The 15,661-nt window shown below is 66.4% G+C and carries 16 protein-coding genes; 5 read left to right on the top strand and 11 right to left on the bottom strand.

All coding sequences use genetic code 11. The annotated features are described in order from the left end of the window. Positions 1-31: 31 nt before the first annotated feature. From ACIQF4_RS11195 to ACIQF4_RS11155, 9 genes are all read right to left on the bottom strand, one after another. A complete protein-coding gene (locus ACIQF4_RS11195; protein WP_316963777.1) occupies positions 32-1,048 on the bottom strand; it encodes a hypothetical protein in 1,017 nt (338 codons plus the stop codon). Beyond that, complete coding sequence (locus ACIQF4_RS11190) at positions 1,048-1,584, bottom strand: hypothetical protein (protein ID WP_400514660.1); 537 nt, start codon at positions 1,582-1,584, stop codon at positions 1,048-1,050. The genes ACIQF4_RS11195 and ACIQF4_RS11190 overlap by 1 nt, the downstream gene beginning before the upstream one ends. A gap of 56 nt (positions 1,585-1,640) precedes the next feature. Continuing rightward, positions 1,641-2,372: a hypothetical protein gene (locus ACIQF4_RS11185; protein WP_400514659.1), complete on the bottom strand. Its 732-nt coding sequence runs from the start codon at positions 2,370-2,372 to the stop codon at positions 1,641-1,643. Then, complete coding sequence (locus tag ACIQF4_RS11180) at positions 2,369-3,175, bottom strand: hypothetical protein (protein ID WP_400514657.1); 807 nt, start codon at positions 3,173-3,175, stop codon at positions 2,369-2,371. Before ACIQF4_RS11180 ends, ACIQF4_RS11185 begins: the two co-directional genes overlap by 4 nt. 73 nt (positions 3,176-3,248) lie before the next feature. Further along, on the bottom strand, positions 3,249-3,971 hold the full coding sequence (locus ACIQF4_RS11175) for a hypothetical protein (RefSeq protein WP_142938926.1): 723 nt from the start codon (positions 3,969-3,971) through the stop codon (positions 3,249-3,251). Further along, complete coding sequence (locus tag ACIQF4_RS11170; RefSeq protein WP_400514655.1) at positions 3,971-4,915, bottom strand: hypothetical protein; 945 nt, start codon at positions 4,913-4,915, stop codon at positions 3,971-3,973. Before ACIQF4_RS11170 ends, ACIQF4_RS11175 begins: the two co-directional genes overlap by 1 nt. Positions 4,916-5,079: 164 nt before the next feature. Further along, positions 5,080-7,371, bottom strand: a complete 2,292-nt coding sequence (locus tag ACIQF4_RS11165) for a phage tail tip lysozyme (protein WP_400514654.1) — start codon at positions 7,369-7,371, stop codon at positions 5,080-5,082. Between the two features lie 58 nt (positions 7,372-7,429). Continuing rightward, a complete protein-coding gene (locus tag ACIQF4_RS11160; RefSeq protein ID WP_400514653.1) occupies positions 7,430-8,731 on the bottom strand; it encodes a hypothetical protein in 1,302 nt (433 codons plus the stop codon). Positions 8,732-8,903: 172 nt separating this feature from the next. Continuing rightward, entirely contained in the window at positions 8,904-9,287 is a 384-nt protein-coding gene (locus ACIQF4_RS11155) for a hypothetical protein (protein ID WP_071416501.1), read from the bottom strand. Positions 9,288-9,729: 442 nt separating this feature from the next. On the opposite strand from ACIQF4_RS11155, the gene ACIQF4_RS11150 reads away from it, so the two are divergent. Continuing rightward, the gene (locus ACIQF4_RS11150; RefSeq protein ID WP_142938930.1) at positions 9,730-10,221 is read left to right on the top strand and encodes a helix-turn-helix domain-containing protein; all 492 of its coding nucleotides are present in this window, start codon (positions 9,730-9,732) and stop codon (positions 10,219-10,221) included. Here ACIQF4_RS11150 and ACIQF4_RS11145 read toward each other — a convergent pair. Continuing rightward, complete coding sequence (locus ACIQF4_RS11145; RefSeq protein ID WP_257371054.1) at positions 10,202-11,374, bottom strand: hypothetical protein; 1,173 nt, start codon at positions 11,372-11,374, stop codon at positions 10,202-10,204. The two genes, ACIQF4_RS11150 and ACIQF4_RS11145, sit on opposite strands and share 20 nt — an antisense overlap. A gap of 259 nt (positions 11,375-11,633) precedes the next feature. Here ACIQF4_RS11145 and ACIQF4_RS11140 point away from each other — a divergent pair, with 259 nt between their 5' ends. After that, the gene (locus ACIQF4_RS11140; protein WP_400514652.1) at positions 11,634-12,470 is read left to right on the top strand and encodes a hypothetical protein; all 837 of its coding nucleotides are present in this window, start codon (positions 11,634-11,636) and stop codon (positions 12,468-12,470) included. A 206-nt stretch (positions 12,471-12,676) separates the two neighbouring features. Here ACIQF4_RS11140 and ACIQF4_RS11135 read toward each other — a convergent pair whose 3' ends face one another. After that, complete coding sequence (locus tag ACIQF4_RS11135; RefSeq protein ID WP_400514651.1) at positions 12,677-13,993, bottom strand: hypothetical protein; 1,317 nt, start codon at positions 13,991-13,993, stop codon at positions 12,677-12,679. Between the two features lie 162 nt (positions 13,994-14,155). On the opposite strand from ACIQF4_RS11135, the gene ACIQF4_RS11130 reads away from it, so the two are divergent. From ACIQF4_RS11130 to ACIQF4_RS11120, 3 genes are all read left to right on the top strand, one after another. After that, entirely contained in the window at positions 14,156-14,356 is a 201-nt protein-coding gene (locus ACIQF4_RS11130; RefSeq protein WP_347783594.1) for a helix-turn-helix domain-containing protein, read from the top strand. A 73-nt stretch (positions 14,357-14,429) separates the two neighbouring features. Further along, positions 14,430-15,062: a DUF1819 family protein gene (locus tag ACIQF4_RS11125; protein ID WP_400514650.1), complete on the top strand. Its 633-nt coding sequence runs from the start codon at positions 14,430-14,432 to the stop codon at positions 15,060-15,062. Further along, positions 15,059-15,658: a DUF1788 domain-containing protein gene (locus ACIQF4_RS11120; protein ID WP_366177326.1), complete on the top strand. Its 600-nt coding sequence runs from the start codon at positions 15,059-15,061 to the stop codon at positions 15,656-15,658. The genes ACIQF4_RS11125 and ACIQF4_RS11120 overlap by 4 nt, the downstream gene beginning before the upstream one ends. Positions 15,659-15,661 lie beyond the last annotated feature (3 nt).

The raw sequence follows: 15,661 nt of genomic DNA, 5'->3' as shown, positions 1-15,661 counted from the left end.
GCCCGTCCTGACTGCTCTGCCCGCCTCGGCCTCAGTGGCCCAGACCGTGCCCGTCTTCCTCGCCGAAGTCGAGGTCGGCGGCGCGGCGGGAGGCCTCGCGCTTGCGCTCCTCGAGCGTCGGCGCGGGCACCTCCTGCCCGGTGGCCTCCTCATCCAGACCAAAGTCCAGATCGTGGGTCGCGCCGGCATCCGGCTCCGCGTCCGCAGGGGCGGCAGCATCCTCCGGTCCGTCCAGGTGCAGGGCCGGGGCCACACGCTGGTGGTACAGGTGCTCGGGCGTGCCCTCAGTGCGCTCCAGCTCAGCCTGATACTGCTCGCGCTCCGCGGTGATCTCGGCCTCGACCGCCAGCAACTGCGCGGTGACGCCCTCGGCAGCCGGCCGCTGCGCCTCCGGCCGCTGGAGGTTCTCCGCCTGCGCGACCAAGTCGAGCTCGTCCTCGCTGAACAGCGAGTTGATCGCGTCGGAGCGGGCCCGCAGGCCCCGCTGGTCGACGACGGACTCAACCGGACCATGACCATCCTTGGAGCGATCAGCGAAGTAGGCCGCCAGGTCGTACTCGGTGGAGGCCAGGTCGATCTCGAGATCGGCGATGCGGTGCACGTTCATGAAGACCACGGGGGCATCGGCCTGGTCCCCGGACGGGGTGAGCACGAGGGCATCCGCCCTGGCGGGCAGCTCCCACTCGATCCCCGTGAGCTGGTCGGGCACAGTGAACGAAGGGCTGAAGTAGCCCTTGGCCGCCAGTGCGACCAGCTGCTCGTCGTCGAACTCGTAGAAGGCGTCGACCTTCTCGCCCTGGCCGTGCGAGTAGGTCACCTGGGTGATCCCGTACGGAAGCGGCTCGGCGGGAGTGATCGAGCGCAGCTCGCCCACGACGTGCAGGTAGGGCCGGTAGTTCTCCTCCTTGCCGCGGTGCTTGAGCTCGACAGAGTCGACCAGCACCCCGATCTGGGCATCGAGGCCGTCGTAGCGGTGCGCCTGCACGCCACGCTCCCGCAGGGCCCGGTCGGCCCACACGTCATTCATCATCAGTCCAGCAGTGCGCATCAGTTGCTCCTCTTCCGGTTGGTCTTCTTGATCGGGTGGGTGGTCCTGGGGGCGGAGGTGGCCGGGGCCAGCGCCGGGGTGCGGGCGTCGCGTACAGCCCGGATCCGGCGGGTGGACCAGCGCCACATCCCGCGCATCGCGGCGATCTCCGCGGCGGCCAGCAACAGGACCACAAACAGCAGCGGGGCGATCCACATCGCGACGGTCCCGGCCATGGTCAGGTCGCCGCTTGCTGTGCCCGACTGCCGGTGCAGCCACGCGCCGAGCATCGGGATCACGACCATCGCAGTCATTGAGGCCAGCACGTAGTCGGCGATGAGCACGACCGAGCGGAAGAACACCGCCCAGATCAGCACCGGCGATCCGCCGGAGCCCTTCCCGGGGGCCAGGCGGCGCAGCGCGCCGGCCAGCTTCGAAGGGCCACGCCCGGGCTTCGGCTTGGCCGCGGCCTTCTCGACGGGGACTGCAGTGGCAGCCTCCACCCGGGCTTCGTGCTCGGTCGCGCTGCCGGTCTTGTCCAGAGTCTGGATCGTCATTCGTCTCGTCCTTGTTGTTGTCGTGTCGTGTCGTGTCTGTGCGGGTGTCCCGCCGGTCAGCCGCTGTGGCTGGGTCCGGGGCTGGCGGTCTCGGCCGGTGAAGCAGAGGCAGGCGGCCTCTGCGCGACAAGCTGGTCCCGCGTCCGGCCCGAGGCCCGGTACGCTTCGAACGAGGCGACCGTGCCGTCCTGTCCGGTGGCGAAGGTGAAGACCACGTACTCACTTTTGGCCGTGGACTTGCCGTCGACGGAGACCGGGTCCAGGCGCGCCACTCCGATGTAGGAGTAGTCCAGGCCCTTCACCGCGGCAACTTCGACGTCGAAGTCGGCCAGCTGGTACGCCGTCCCCGCGCCCTTTCCGGCACCGGTCGCTGCCATCCATTCCGGGATGAACTCGGTGAGGATCCGGGACGAGGTCCCGAGAAACGCGTACCGGGCATCGAGGGCGGCCTGCGTCTCCTTAACGGTCCGCGAGGCAGCCGAGGAATCCGTCAGGCTCAGCAGCACCGAGCGCGCTGCGGCCCGGTCCCGGTCGGCCCGCTCGGCATCCATCCCCGGCAGGGCAGCCAGCAACCGGGCGTGCTTGGTCTCAAGTGCCGCCTGCGCGTCCTCCTGCTTGCCCTGGAGCTGGACGATGAGCTGGTCGGCCTTGGCGTCGGCGTCCGCCGAACCGTCGGCCAGCAGTGCCAGGGCCAGAGAGAGCAGCGACAGCGCCAGCAGCGTTCCGGTGCTGCAGGCCAGGACCTTCCCGGCCCTCGCGCGCACCCAGTCCTTCACGTCCTCGATCACGGTGCCTTCACCTCCTGCCGCAGGGCCTCGCCCGTGGTCGTCGTTCCGGTCTGGACCCCGGAGAAGCTCTTGCGGGTCATGTCGTAGTCAGCCCGGGCCCAGGCCAGTACCGCCGGGGCCTGCCCGGCCGCCGGGCGGGTCTGCACCGCCAACCAGGTGACCCGGATCGTGCCGTCCACCTCGACCGAGTAAGGGCGCTGGGCGACCCACTTGAAGCCGGAGTCGAAGCTCATCGGAATCGCGTTGCCCGCGGCGACGTCCTTGTCGGAGGCCAGCAGGTACCAGGGTTGGAGCGTGGCCTGCCCGACGTCGGGGGCGAAGTGCGGGGTGAGGTTCCGGCGCGTCGGCTCGGCGGCAGCCTGGTCCAGCGTCCCGCCCGAGTCCGCCACCGAGGGTGTCAGGTGGCGGTACTCGTTCTGCAACCGGGCGATCTGTTCCGCAGCTCCCTGTGCGGTGACCAGGGCGCGGTCAGCGTCCTTGGCCTCCGGGAGGGCGTCGGTGCGCACCTCGGCGGTGCGGATCTGCTCGCGAAGGGAGACGATCTGCTGAGCCTTGTCGTGGCTGACGGTGGCCTCGCCACCAGAGAGACCTGCGCCGGCCAGGAAGCAGAGCAGCGCAGCTGCCCCCATGCACACCCCGCCGATGGCCGCCCGGCGGCTCATCAGTGCACCCGGGACATTTCCGTCCCCAGTGGGGTCGGCGTCGCCCGGTGCCGCACCGGCGTCCGGCGCGGCCACGAAGCGGGTCTTGCGGACAGGCTTGTCAGCCTGCACACCCGACTCGCCGATCTTTGTCGATGCCATTGCCCCTCAACTCACTCTTCGTCTCGAATACCAGTACAACTCTATCAAGAAGATGAGTCGAAAGGGAGTCGGATCATCTGGAATGACGAGTCGAACCGCCAGCGGGAATGGCGGACAGACCAGAGACCTTCCCTTGCGCGTCGACGGTGAGGTACACCAGCACGGTCCGGTACGACTTGACCCGATCCGGTGCCACCTTGTTCTGGGACACCGCATCGGAGGTAGCCGCCACCTCGACCTGCACGGCATACGTGTACTCGTCCGCGGTGACCTTCACGACCTCAAGGTCCGCGTCGGCATTGACCGCCGAGTTCAGCCCTTGGGTGTCGATGTAGTAGTAGCGCTTGCCCGAGGCGTCTTCGTTGAAGCGCGCCGGCGGCATGAACTGCTTCAGGAACTGCTCGTCCTCGGACAGGTGGTAGCGCTCTTTCAGGTCCCGGCGAGCGGCCTCGTAGGCCTGGCCGGAGTCCCAGGTGAATGCCGTCTTCACCAGGCGGTCCACGATCTGCGTGTCGTCGTGGATCCGGCTCTGGCTCACGCCGAGCGACTGCATGACATCCTGCTCGACCTGCTCGGACTTCGCGGTCCCGACCGAGGCAAGCTGACCCTGAAGGCCCGTGATCGTCTGCTGCTGCTGATCCAGTGCGCTGCGCTGGGACCCCCATGTCAGGCCGGTCACCGTCACGGCGGTAACCAGCAGTACCGCGACCCCGACCACCAGAGCGTTGCGCCGCATGAAGCCCTGTCCCGGCGCTGCCGTTTCGTCCGTGCCGTCAACCTGCTGCTCCTGCACCATCAGCCCTCTCCGCTTCCGTTGCCCGTCGTCGATGCGCCCTGCTGGTGCTCCGCGCCGGCGGCGGTCACCACGACCTTGAGATCGGCGAAAGTCCCGGCCTTCCCGTCGTAGGAGTAGGCCGCGTTCGCCCACGCCAGCACCTGTCCACCCGCGGTGTCCCGGCACAGCCAGATCACCCGCGCCGTGCGCGTGGTGCCCGTGGCGTCCTGGGTGGCGAGGTCCGGCATCACCGACTCGACCGACCAGGCGTATGCTCCGGGCGAGGAAGCCTTCAAACCCTCGTAGCGCACATACCAGGGGAACCGCGGGTCGATCTGCGTGCTCGGGTCGAACGGCGTCACAGAGGTCCAGGAGTAGGCCCCCTTCTCGTCGGCCAGGAACGAGCGCGGGCTGAACAGGGGTGCCAGCGTCCGGCGGTGCTCGGCGATCTGCAGTGTCGCCGCGTTCGGCGTACCGTTGCCCGCATTGGGCTGTGTCGCCGCCTCGTGGTGCAGCTGCGCGAAGCGCTGCTGGGCCTCCGCGACCTTCTGGGCGTCCTTTGCGGCTGCCTCCATCAGCCGCGTCATCTTTCCGGTCAGATCCGGGTCGACCGGAGTGCTCCTGGCATCCTCGATCTGGACCTGGAGCGCGGAGATCCGGTCGGCGTTGGCCGCGTGCTCCGCCTCGAATCCCTTGCCGCTCACTCCCGCGGCCGCCGCGAGCCCGAGGATCGCCACGCCCATCGCGGCGCTCAAGACCAGGCGCGTCCGCCGCGCCGAGTCCTCCGGAGTGCCTGCCTGCCGCTCTCCTCGCCGGTCGGAGCGCCAGCCCTCGAAGCGGGCCTCGAGTTCGACCCCGCTGACCCGCCTGCGGGTGGCGGGGGCCTTCAGCTTCTTCGGCGCGCCGTCCTCGTCCTCGACCGTGTCCCCGGCCCTGCCACGCGCATCATCGTCCGCACTCGTCACGATGCCCGCCCTTTCTCGCGTTGTCCTCATATATGACTCCCAAGTCTATCTGCAATGGTCATTCAATAACGAGTCTGCCCCATTCGACAGGTTACTGCGCACGGATCGGGACGCAGAAAGGGCCGGTGCCCGGATCGTCCGGACACCGGCCCTGCTTCCGCCGGCTACGCCGGCAGGTTGCCGCCCGTGGTGATGAGGTCCGTGACGTCGACGAACACCCACCCCTCGGACTTCATCCGCTCCGCACTGTCAACGCGAACGCGGCCCATGAACGCGCAGTAGCCGGCCTCACCGAGGATGACCTTGTCGCCCTGCACGCCCAGCACCACGAGGGTGTGGCCCGCGGACCCCGTACCCGGCCCGGAACCGACCGAGTACGCCGTCGGCGTACTCGAGACCTGCTTGCCCGTCATGGACGCGATCGCGTGGGCTGTCTGGATGCCGTCGCCCGGCGGGTACTGCTGGAACGAGGTGTACTTGTTCATGAAGTAGACCGAGAACGACACGCAGTTCATGGCGTGGTTGTCGCCGCAGGAGCCCGGTCCGCCAGCGCCGTACTTGTCGTCCAGGAACTTGTCGCCCTCCTGGTTGTACAGGTCGATCAGCTGCCGGGCCTGCTCCTCGTTCATGCCGCCGTCGACGAGGCTGCCCGGGCGCACCTTGGTGTCGCTGTCGCAGTTGCCGAAGATGGAGCGGAGCCCGCTGCCGACCGTGTCGACAATGCCGCCCACGATGTCCTGGACCCCGCCCACGACCGAGGTGTCGACGGTCCAGCCGCTCATCTTGCCGAACCACATCTCGGCGTCGGCCTTACGCTCCTGCAGCTGTGAGGCGTTGTCGGCCGAGCGCTCCCACTTGTCGTGGAAGTGCAGTGCAGCAGCAGAGGGAGAGCCCTGCGAGGTCTTGATCATGTCCTTGAACACGGCCACGTCCCCCGGGCTGTCGCCCTCCGCCATGAATGCCAGCTGGGCCTTGATGGTGTACCAGTCCAGGTTCTTGGACTTGGCATAGTCCATGAGCATCGTGGTTCGCCCGTTCGACCACTGGCCCAGACCGATGCCGCCGTGCGACTGGCCGGGAATGTGTGTGAAGTTCCCGTCCCACGCGGTCTGCTTGCGCGGGCCGATCTGGTAGGGCTCGTTGTAGATGCCCTCCACGCTGGTGGGGTCCACGCCCGACTCCTGCGACCAGTTGCCCAGGATGCCCGCGATGTTCTCCTCGGGCATGCCCCAGGTCTTCAGCACGGAGTAGACCGCCCGGGCGTTCGCCTCGGTGTTCGCCGGGACGTCAGCGCCGGGGCCGTTGCGGCTGACGTTGACAATGCAGTTAGTCATGGTCGAGCCGCGGCCGCCATCGAGGCCGGCCTGGTCGAGCACACCCGTGAGGACCGTGCTGAGCACAGCCACCGCGGCAACGGTCGCAGCCACCCCGGATACGGCCGTGGCCACCGGGGCGACGGTGGCCGTCACGGTGACCCCGAACACGGCTCCTGCCGCCTTGCCGACCAGCCCGCCCAGTGCGATGAACGGCGCTGCGATCGTGTGCCCGACCGCCTTGGCAATCCCGAGGATGAAACCCCAGATCATGCTGGCCGCGTTGGCGGCCATCGCGAGCATCGCGAAGAACATGGTCTTGAGCCACTTCAGGAAGGCCATGACCATGAGAAGCCCCGCAGCCGGGGGAGCGGCCGCCGCGGTGCCGCCGACGGCGACACCCTTAGCGGTCTTGGACAGCAGCTGGCCGTCCTTCTCCTTCTGCGAGGTCCGCTCGTAGCCGGTGCCCCCGGCACCAAGCCGCTTGTCGGCAGGCTCGGCGTCCGGACCTCCGCCGGTGACCTTGGACGCACCGTCGACAACATCCTTGCCGGTCTCCAGGCCCACATTCTTGGCAGCGCCGACCGCTGCCCCGGGCAGCGCGCCGACACCGCCGGCGGCGGCTCCGGCCTGGGCCCCGGCGACAGCTCCCGAGGCAGCCGCTCCCGCGTACCGGCCGGCACCGCGGCGGACCGCGCTGCTGCCGTCGCCCTCGACCGCCTTGCGGGCAGCTCCCCCGGCCGCCCCGGCGGCGACACCGTCAAGGCTCTTGGCAGCCTTGGCAGCCTTGCTGGTCTTGCTGGCTGTGTCGGCCGCACCTGCGGCCTTGCCAGCGGCAGCCCCTGCGTCCGGGGCCGGTGCGGTTCCCAGGTGCTTCGACCCGCGGCCCGCAGGCGTCGGGTCCACGGGCTGCGGCGCGGGGGAGGCCCCCGGGGTTTTCGGCAGGCCCTTGGCTGCATCCCCGGACGGGGAAGGAGCGGAGGCCGCTCCGGTACGGGGCCCGGCGCGGCGTTCGCCGGACCCCTCACGACGAGGGGGCTGCGACTCCTCCTTCGCACCCCCGTCGGCGGACCTGCGGTCCCCGCGGGGCGATGCAGCGCGCCGGGCCGGGTCATCCCGCCGCGTCGGCTTGTCGATGGCCATAAGCTTGTCCTTTCCGGCTCGATGCCTGGGTGGTGACTGCCCGCTCCGTGGAGCGCGCTCAGTGATAGACGGTCAGGAAGTCCCCGGCCGAGTTCGCAGTGCTGTTGGACTGCACATCGCGCAGCTTCACGTCCAGGCCGAGCAGCTCGAGCAGAAGCCCGGACTGGTACTCCGACTTGGCCTTGCCGTAGTCCTGGTAGGCCTGGGAGAGGTTGTTCATCACGTTCGTGAGCGGGCGCATCGTCACATCGGAGGACCGGTAGTCCTTCTTCAGGTCGGTGCCGTCGGAGAGGACCCACTTCATGTCGGAGACCTGCTGGCTCGTGCTGTCGCTGCCCTCGGCGCGCTTGTCGGCGAGGAACTGCACATAGCCCTTCCCGGCGGGCACGAGCGTGTCGAGGTAGCCGTCATAGACGTTGCCCGCGCGCCAGTTGAAGTCGAATCCGCCGGGCACGACATGGCCCGTCTTCAGCTCGAGTATCGCCTTCCCGTCCTTGGCCTCGGCCGCCGAGGCACCAGCCACCTGATCACCTGCGATGGAGGTCGGAACGGCCGGCGGACGGAGGAAAAGCCCATCGACCTTGGTGATCGCCAGGTCGGAGGTGTACGACTCGACCTGCTTCAGGCTCGTGCGCATCGCGAGCAGCTTCTGGTCGAGCTTGTCCCGCGTCTGCTGCTCCTGGGTCTTCAGCACGACGTCGTAATAGGCCCGGGCCGGGTCGAAGCTGGCCGCGTCCAGGGCCGGGATGTCGGTGGTGCCCGACGCACCCGGGTTGATGATCACGCGCCACTGGTCGTACTTCTTGAAGCTCGAGTCGCCCACGACCTGGTCATCCCTGCTCTGCTGCCGCTCGTCGTAGGTCAGCTCGGCGTTCGCGCGGACGGTCAGGTTGAGCACCTGCCGGTCGAAGGGCCGGTCCGCGTCCAGGAGGACCCCGACGTAACCGGTCGAGCCGAAGACGTGGAAGGTGCCCCTGATTCCGCTGGTGCTGACCTTTTCGGTCTGCAGCTTGTCGTTGGTGCCCAGCAGGAAGGCCTGGTAGTCCGCCGCGTTGTACGAGATCGCCGCGCTGGCGGGGAAGTGCATCATGACCAGTGCCCTGTTGCCGGTGTGATTGGTGTAGACCCCGTCGACCGTGCCCTTGAGCTGGGTCTTCGAGGAGGTGAACTCGGTGTTGTAGAGCGCGGTGTGCGACACCGCGTCGCTGCCCGCCTTGAAGGCGGCGGCACCCGAGCCGGCCACCACGACCAGCCCCATCACAGCGAAGGTGCCGAAGAACACCCCGAAGCGCTCGATTGCGTGGTGCGAGTCGAGCTTGAACCGCTTGCCGAAGGCCAGCGCCTTGTCCTTGATCCCCATGTCCGTTCCCGTTCGTCCTGTTCCTTGCTCTGCCTGTCCTGCTCGTCGTCAGCGCCGTCGTCCGACCCCGGAAACGACGCACCGGGCCGGTTGAGGCCTGGTGACCTCAACCGGCCCGGTGCGGTCCGTCGACGCTTTGTGTGCCCGGCCGTTGATTCCTGCCGCGCCGGGCTTAGCCCAGGACGCCGCTGGTCAGTACGTGGCTGACCGTCTGCACGAGGACCGAGCCGCCGCCGAGGTCCTCGAGGGTCTTCTGGCCGCCGGAGCCGATGGTGTTGATCAGCGACCACCCGCCGGTGCCGAGCGCGCCGCCGACCAGGATGAGCAGGGCGATGGTGCCCCAGCCCTGCTGCTGGCCCGCGGACTGCGGGGTAGCCATCAGCTTCTTGATCAGGAGCACGCCGCCCCAGACCAGTCCGACCGCACCCAGGAGCATGAGCAGCAGCCCGCCCCAGAGCTGGATCTGGGACTTCGCGTTCTCCAGGAAGCTCGTCAGGTCCCACGCCGCGGTGGGCAGGGCGACCCGCTCGAATGCCGCCTCGTAAATCTTCGTCATGGTTCTTTCCTCTCGCCTATCGAATGGTCGCTTGCATGACATGTGTCACGAGGCGACTGGCATAACCGATTCGCCTAGACAGAGCACAGCGCCCTATCAATGGTCTCTCCCGATGCGACGTGACTCCCCGTTGAGCGGGACGAAATGCCTGCAATCATGCGGCCGACCCCTCTCTAGGGACTCGTATACGTGCACATCTTCAGTGACCAATGTACATCATTCGAGTCATCAGTCATAGTCGTATCAGTGACGAGTCGGATACGAGACCGGAATGTGCTCGAAGACCAGCGCAAACGAGGTGTCGGCGGTAGGACTGACGTTCTGCTCAAAAACGTGTAGATTTCACATGACGGGGCGCGCGGTGTGCGGCTCCGGCACGGCTCGGCATACGCTTCTTGCTGAGCCCTTCGCGCCCATGTACCCGACCAGGAGCCCAAACCAGATGAACGCCTTGCCCGGAGACCTCTTCGCCCGCCGACTGCGACAGGAGAGGGAACGCCTGGGCATCAGCCAGGCTGAGCTGGCCCGCAGGATTGCCGAGATCCTCGGAACGAACGTCGACCCTTCGGCGGTGACCCGGATAGAGCAGCAAATCCGCGCCGTCCGCCTGGACGAGGCGGTCGCCGCCTCCAAGGCCCTGGACGTCCCCCTGGCGATCCTGGTCGCCGAGGATCCGGAGGCAGAGAGCGAGGCCCAGCTGCAGCAGTACCTCGCCGACCTCGCAGCGGCCCAGCGCGAGTGGGAGAAGAACAGGCTGGAGGTGCTGCGGCTCTCCAAGGCCATTCAAGTGCTCGGCGGCGGCGCTCAACTCAAAGGTGTCGTCGACTTCCGCCTCCTGGAAAGCATCGACGCCCGCGTCCCGGTCGAGGAGGACGACCAGCACGGGCACCGGGTTGCCCCCGGCATCGAGGGGTCTACAACCCCAGACGCATGACGCTGTTGCGTGCCGCAGGATTGAACTCGCGGTCGTAGACGTCTACCGTCGCTGCCCGGCTCCACCGGCCAGCGCGCATGATCTCCTCCGTGCTCGCACCGTTGCGCCGCGCCTGGGTTACGTGCCCGGCCCGCAGTGAGTGGAAGCCGTAGGCAGCAGGGTTCATCCCGGCCTCGACCATGCGCGAGAGCAGCATCGTGTGCAGCGCGTCGCCGCTCACCGCCCGTGCATGGATCCGGGCGTCCTTCCTGTTGCGGTACGTTGCCCGGAGCAGGGGCGCGCCCGAGGCCAGGTCGGCGCTGCTGATGAGCGCCGTTGAGCCGGCGGCCCCGCAGACGTGCTCCTCGAGACCGTACGAGAACAGCTGCTGCATGATCCCGCGACGCCGTGTGCGCGCGTCGTCCTGCCGGGCGAGCCCGAGCAGCACGACCCAACGGTGCACCGCACACGGGGGACAGGATGCCGGCGAGCTCCCGAACGGCAGCACGACCACGTCCGGCAGCGCGTTCTCCGGGTCGGCCTTCGAGGCCCCCACATGAACGTGGACACCATCGACCGGGTGCAGCTCGAGCCGGTTCAGCGTCAGGGCCGCCGCCTCGCTCCTGCGCAGGGCCCCTGCGAACCCGAGCCACACCGCCAGGGCGTCCCTGGTGGCTGACACGCCTGCCGGATATGTGTCGTGCTCCATCACCGCGATGATCCGGACCACGTCGTCCAGAAGCAGAGGGCGCTTGCGCCGGGGCCTGGTGGCCCGCAGCTTGGCCAGCCCGCGCACGAGATCCACCACGCCGCGGTGGGCCGTGGGATCCAGAAGCCCGCCGCGCAGGTGCCTCTCGCCGATACCGGCCAGGCGCTGGCGGATCGTCGCGACGGAGAACCGGGGGAGCCCGTCGTCATCGAGCTGCGTGGACATCCAGGCGACGTACCAGCGCACGGTCTCCGGATGCGCAGGCAGCGCGTCCAGTCCGTGGCCGGTACAGAAGTCATCAAAGGCACGCCACGCCGTGGCATAGGCGCGCCGGGTGGCAGCAGACAGCGTGTGTCCTTCCAAAGACCGCGAAATTTCTTCGAGCTCGCGCAGCTCGTCGTCCACCTCCGGTTCAGGTGGGACGGTGGGAGCGCTGAGGGCTGCGAGCCTCACCTGTACTGCCATGACTCCAGTCTCGACTCACTGGCCGGAGAATCCAAGTCGCAATGGTCTGTCAGTGGCGATTCCCCATACCCGCGATCGACGGGCGGCTTCGAACCGGGTCTCTGGTAAGTGCGCTTATCAGGCGATGGAGAAGAACTGCCTTCGCGTGACGCGATGACTGTCGAATCGGTCACATTGATCACATCATCATGCGCTCGGACCAGGTGGACCAGAGGAGTAGAAGACAGAGCTCGCCCAGCGCCCGGTGGGACAATCGAGAATGACGATTGCCTTGCCCGACCTTTGGACCGACTGGTGTTCCGTCACGGGAAGGCCCGCCGAACGGGTTGATGAGACAGTCCTCGCTCTGTTCTCCAGGCAAGCAGGACCCTCGCGTGCCGTGCTGGCCTCGCTGCGCCGAATGATCGATCCTGAGCCGACCGTCGCCCCGGCCTGGCCGCACGCCCACAAAGGCGACCCCGGGTCACTTCACCGGCTCATGAAGCGCGCCACCATCCTGATACAGGACCCGGCGACCCAGTGGGTCTTCCGCCTGCGGCTGCGGCGGATGCTCTTCGCCGCGGTGCTGATCGCGCCACCCGGGCGCGGGGGATTGGGCCTGGACCGGGAAGGCGCTCTGGGACTTGGACCCATCGAGATGCAGCGGCTGCGCCCGCGCATCGGCGTCGCCCCCGATCCGCAGTCCTGCCCCGCATGCGCCGTGTGGTCGTGGCTCGACGTCATCGGCACCAACAACGGGTGGTCACACCAATCCGTCAGGGCACTGGGCCGCCGCCGCGACCAGAAGGACGACGAGCACCGTCATCTGCTTCGCGACGCGAGTCCCGACTGGCTCCTCTGCGTCGGGATGCTGCCGGCGATTGATCGGTGGGGCTACATCGACCCTTATTCCTCAATGCACCCCTCGTCACTCTCGGCGGTCATCCGCGCCATGAACGCCCTGGTCGAGGGCCCCGCGCCTGTCCCAGCCCCTGTGCCGGATCCCGAACCTCGTACCGCCGCGCGCGCGATCTCGCCGCAGGAAGAAGAGCGGATCCTCGCCAGGGCCGACGAGCTAACCGCCCGTGTCGCCAAGATCCTCCGCGAATACGGCTGACGCTGGAAGCAACAGCTGCCCGAGCCCGCCGGGCTGCGTAGAACTCTTGGACCGATTCAGGAAGCGAATCAGGCTCCGAAAGGCCTACACGCAGCTAGATTCGCCCGCCAGGCCGAGGGGCCTTCTTGTGCGCTGCCATGAACTGTTGCCCGACCGCGCGATCAGGCAAGAAGAAGATCAACCCGTGCCCCATCGCGGCGCATTCATCATGGTGATACGTCATTCGAGTGTTGAGCCTCTATCTCCTCGTCGAACGGGGCATCAACTGGCACGAGCTGATGGATCTCACCCGAAGGAAGCGCGAGGTACTGCACCGTATCGGGCGGATCGATCCGTGGAGGCGACACCCGTTCACGAAAGGCTGACTGCCGGCCAGCGATCGACTTCTTGGTTTCACGCCAGCGACCAGTGAGCTCCAGCGTGGTGAGCGCCTCCGTGACTTGAGCCTCGAGACTCTCAACCTGTTTCACATCCGCTGCGTGTCGCTCAAGAGACTTTCGGAACGAAAGGTACTGGTTATCAGGATCGGCAAGCGCTGCTTTCGCGGCGTCTGCGAGAACAGCTTTTCGCCCGAGAGCGACAGCGGCGCGAGCGAAGTGAAGTTCGCGAACGAAGTGGTCGAGATCTTTCGTTTTGCCACCTAGGGCTTCTTCGAGCTTGCGATAGTCGACAGCACCGCTGGCGCTGTCAGACTTTAGGAGGGACTGGATGGTGGACCGGGTTTCCTCGAAGAATACGTCCGCCTTGTGGAACTCCTCTCCGGCTTTTTGCTGTACAACGTCCAGATCGGGAAGCTTGCCGTCGAGTATGGAACTGATTGCTGCGGACAGTCGCTTGTCCGTCGTCCGCTGGGCCGCAATACGCGTGTCTACGTATCGCTTCTCCTGACGTCCCAGGATCGTCTCGACCCGCCGCTGGTGGACTCGCTGTTCCCGCTGAGCCAGCATGTCGATAGCCATCACCGACGCACCCACGGCCAAGACCGGCCAGCCAGCAATCGCTGCACCTCCGACGCCCACCGGGTACAGGACGGCTTGAGTGGAGATACTTGCGGGTCCGCGCGCGAATCCGCGGAACCCGCTGGTGCCGACGGCGCGAACAAGCTCGGCACCCTTCGGCAGTACCACCTTGAAAAGCGTTGCACTCTTCGGATCCACTGCGCGGACGATGTTGGTGAGTGCTTGCTGAAAGGCAGCATTCACTGGAACGGACTTGTACTTTGTAAGCTCAATGCCGGTGATCGGGTGGTACTCGAACGCCATAGGAATCGAAGCGGCCTCCAGTGCCTCCTCGACCGAGACGGATGCACCGGTTGCAGACAAGACGGCCTCTGGAACCAGAATCCCCGAAGCGGGGAGAACCTGGACGGGTGCCAAGGTCTCGCTCGGCGAAGGCTCAGCCGCCAGTGGGGTTCTTGCCGCGTTGTCTCCGCGAGCACTTCCGTGCCTGCGAAGAGTGAGAGTAAGGAGGCCGCCGGCGGCCACGACAACTGCGACTACCAACGCGATCCAGAGTTCCGTCATTGCGACAGCTTAACGTGATCTTCCGGACGATGTCCTGCGGATCAAGCCTCGTAACTCATGCAGGCTCAACCCGGTCAAACCCAGTCAAACCCTGAGAAGACATGCAGTTGAAGCTAGGATGGCTTTTATCCGACGTTGCCAATCCCGACTGGAGGCTCCACCGTGGCCGAACCATGGCTGTCCGCCGATGGCATTGCCGCGCACCTGGGGATCACGAAAGACACGGTATACACGTGGATCAGTGATAAACGCATGCCAGCCCACAAGGTCGGCAGGCTCTGGAAGTTTCAGGCAAGCGAGGTAGACGAGTGGGTCCGCAGCGGAGGCTCTGCAGCATCGAGCGACGACGAGACGCCGAGCTGACGGCCGCACCTGAAGGAATACCTCTCGGACAATGCCGAAGCTACTTGCCTGAAAAAACTGAAGGGGGTTGCACGTGATCGAGCCGCATGCCGAGGCGCAGCGCTATGCACTCTCATTTACCAGTGGTGCCCTCCTCATGCGTGAGGCGGCGATCATTGCGCCCATTTACTTGCGTGAACGCGACTGGGCAAGAGTTCGAACGGTGGTTGCGGGGGAGAACTTGCTTCAGGCTCGGACAGTTGCCTCTGGGCTCAGGCTTGCGCGTGAGGTTATCCAACGGCTCACCGTGCTGACCGACGACGAAATCAAACTACTCATCGAGGCGACCTCTACTGAGCGCGGACACTTGCTGTGGGCGGCGGCCTGCCGTCGATATGACCTGATTGGTGAGTTCGCTGAGGAGATCGTACGCGAGCGGTTCCTCTTGCTTACGCCGTCGCTCGATCTCAACGATTTCGACAGCTTCGTGCGAAGCAAGTCTTTGTGGCACTCCGAGCTGTCTGAACTCAAGGACTCCACGCGGCGCAAGCTGCGTTCAAACTTGTTCCGGATGCTTCATGAGGCAGGGTTGCTTTCCAGCAGCGGGCACATACAGCAGGCCATGATGTCTCAAAGGGTGGCCACCGCCTTGGCCGCGCGTGGTCCGAATGACCTGCGATTCTTCCCAACCACCGATGCTGTTACTTCTGGGAGGGCCCAACCGTGACTCAGACCGACCTATCCAAACAGGAAGAGCACCTGTTCGCAGTTCTCAGTGGCAGACGATTTCTCCAGATGGAGGGCCTGAGCAACGAGGTACCGTTCTTCATTTACCCCTACGACCCTGAGGATGCACTCGCGGTTGCGGGGTCGAAGAAGCGCATCAAGAATCGCCTGGCGAACAAGGGCATCGGCGTGCGCGAGGTCAACCTCTACGATCTGTCCGTGGAGATTCTTAAGGAGCGCGGAGTCTGGGATCGGCTGATCGCGCTTGAACCCGAGCAGGACAAGGCCGATTTCCGTGAGTTGCTCCAAGGGATGCTCGATCCGCAGCTACACATCGCGGCCGCCATCCGGGCCAAGCTCGGCGAGGCTGACTTCGACGTCGTCTTCCTCACAGGCATTGGTGAGGTGTTCCCATACATCCGCTCCCACAATGTGCTGCACAACTTGCAGAGCGTCGTGACTGACAAGCCGATGCTTATGTTTTTCCCAGGCCGCTATGAGCAGTCCGACACGCTGGGGTCATCCCTGGTGCTGTTCGGTCGACTCAAAGACGACCAGTACTACCGAGCCAAGAACATCTTGGAACAGGAGGCTTGACTC

The organism is Pseudarthrobacter sp. NPDC092202, from assembly GCF_044755505.1.
Lineage (GTDB): Bacteria > Actinomycetota > Actinomycetes > Actinomycetales > Micrococcaceae > Arthrobacter.
The sequence above is the reverse complement of the archived record's forward strand: the minus strand, read 5'-3'. Positions and strand labels throughout refer to the sequence as shown.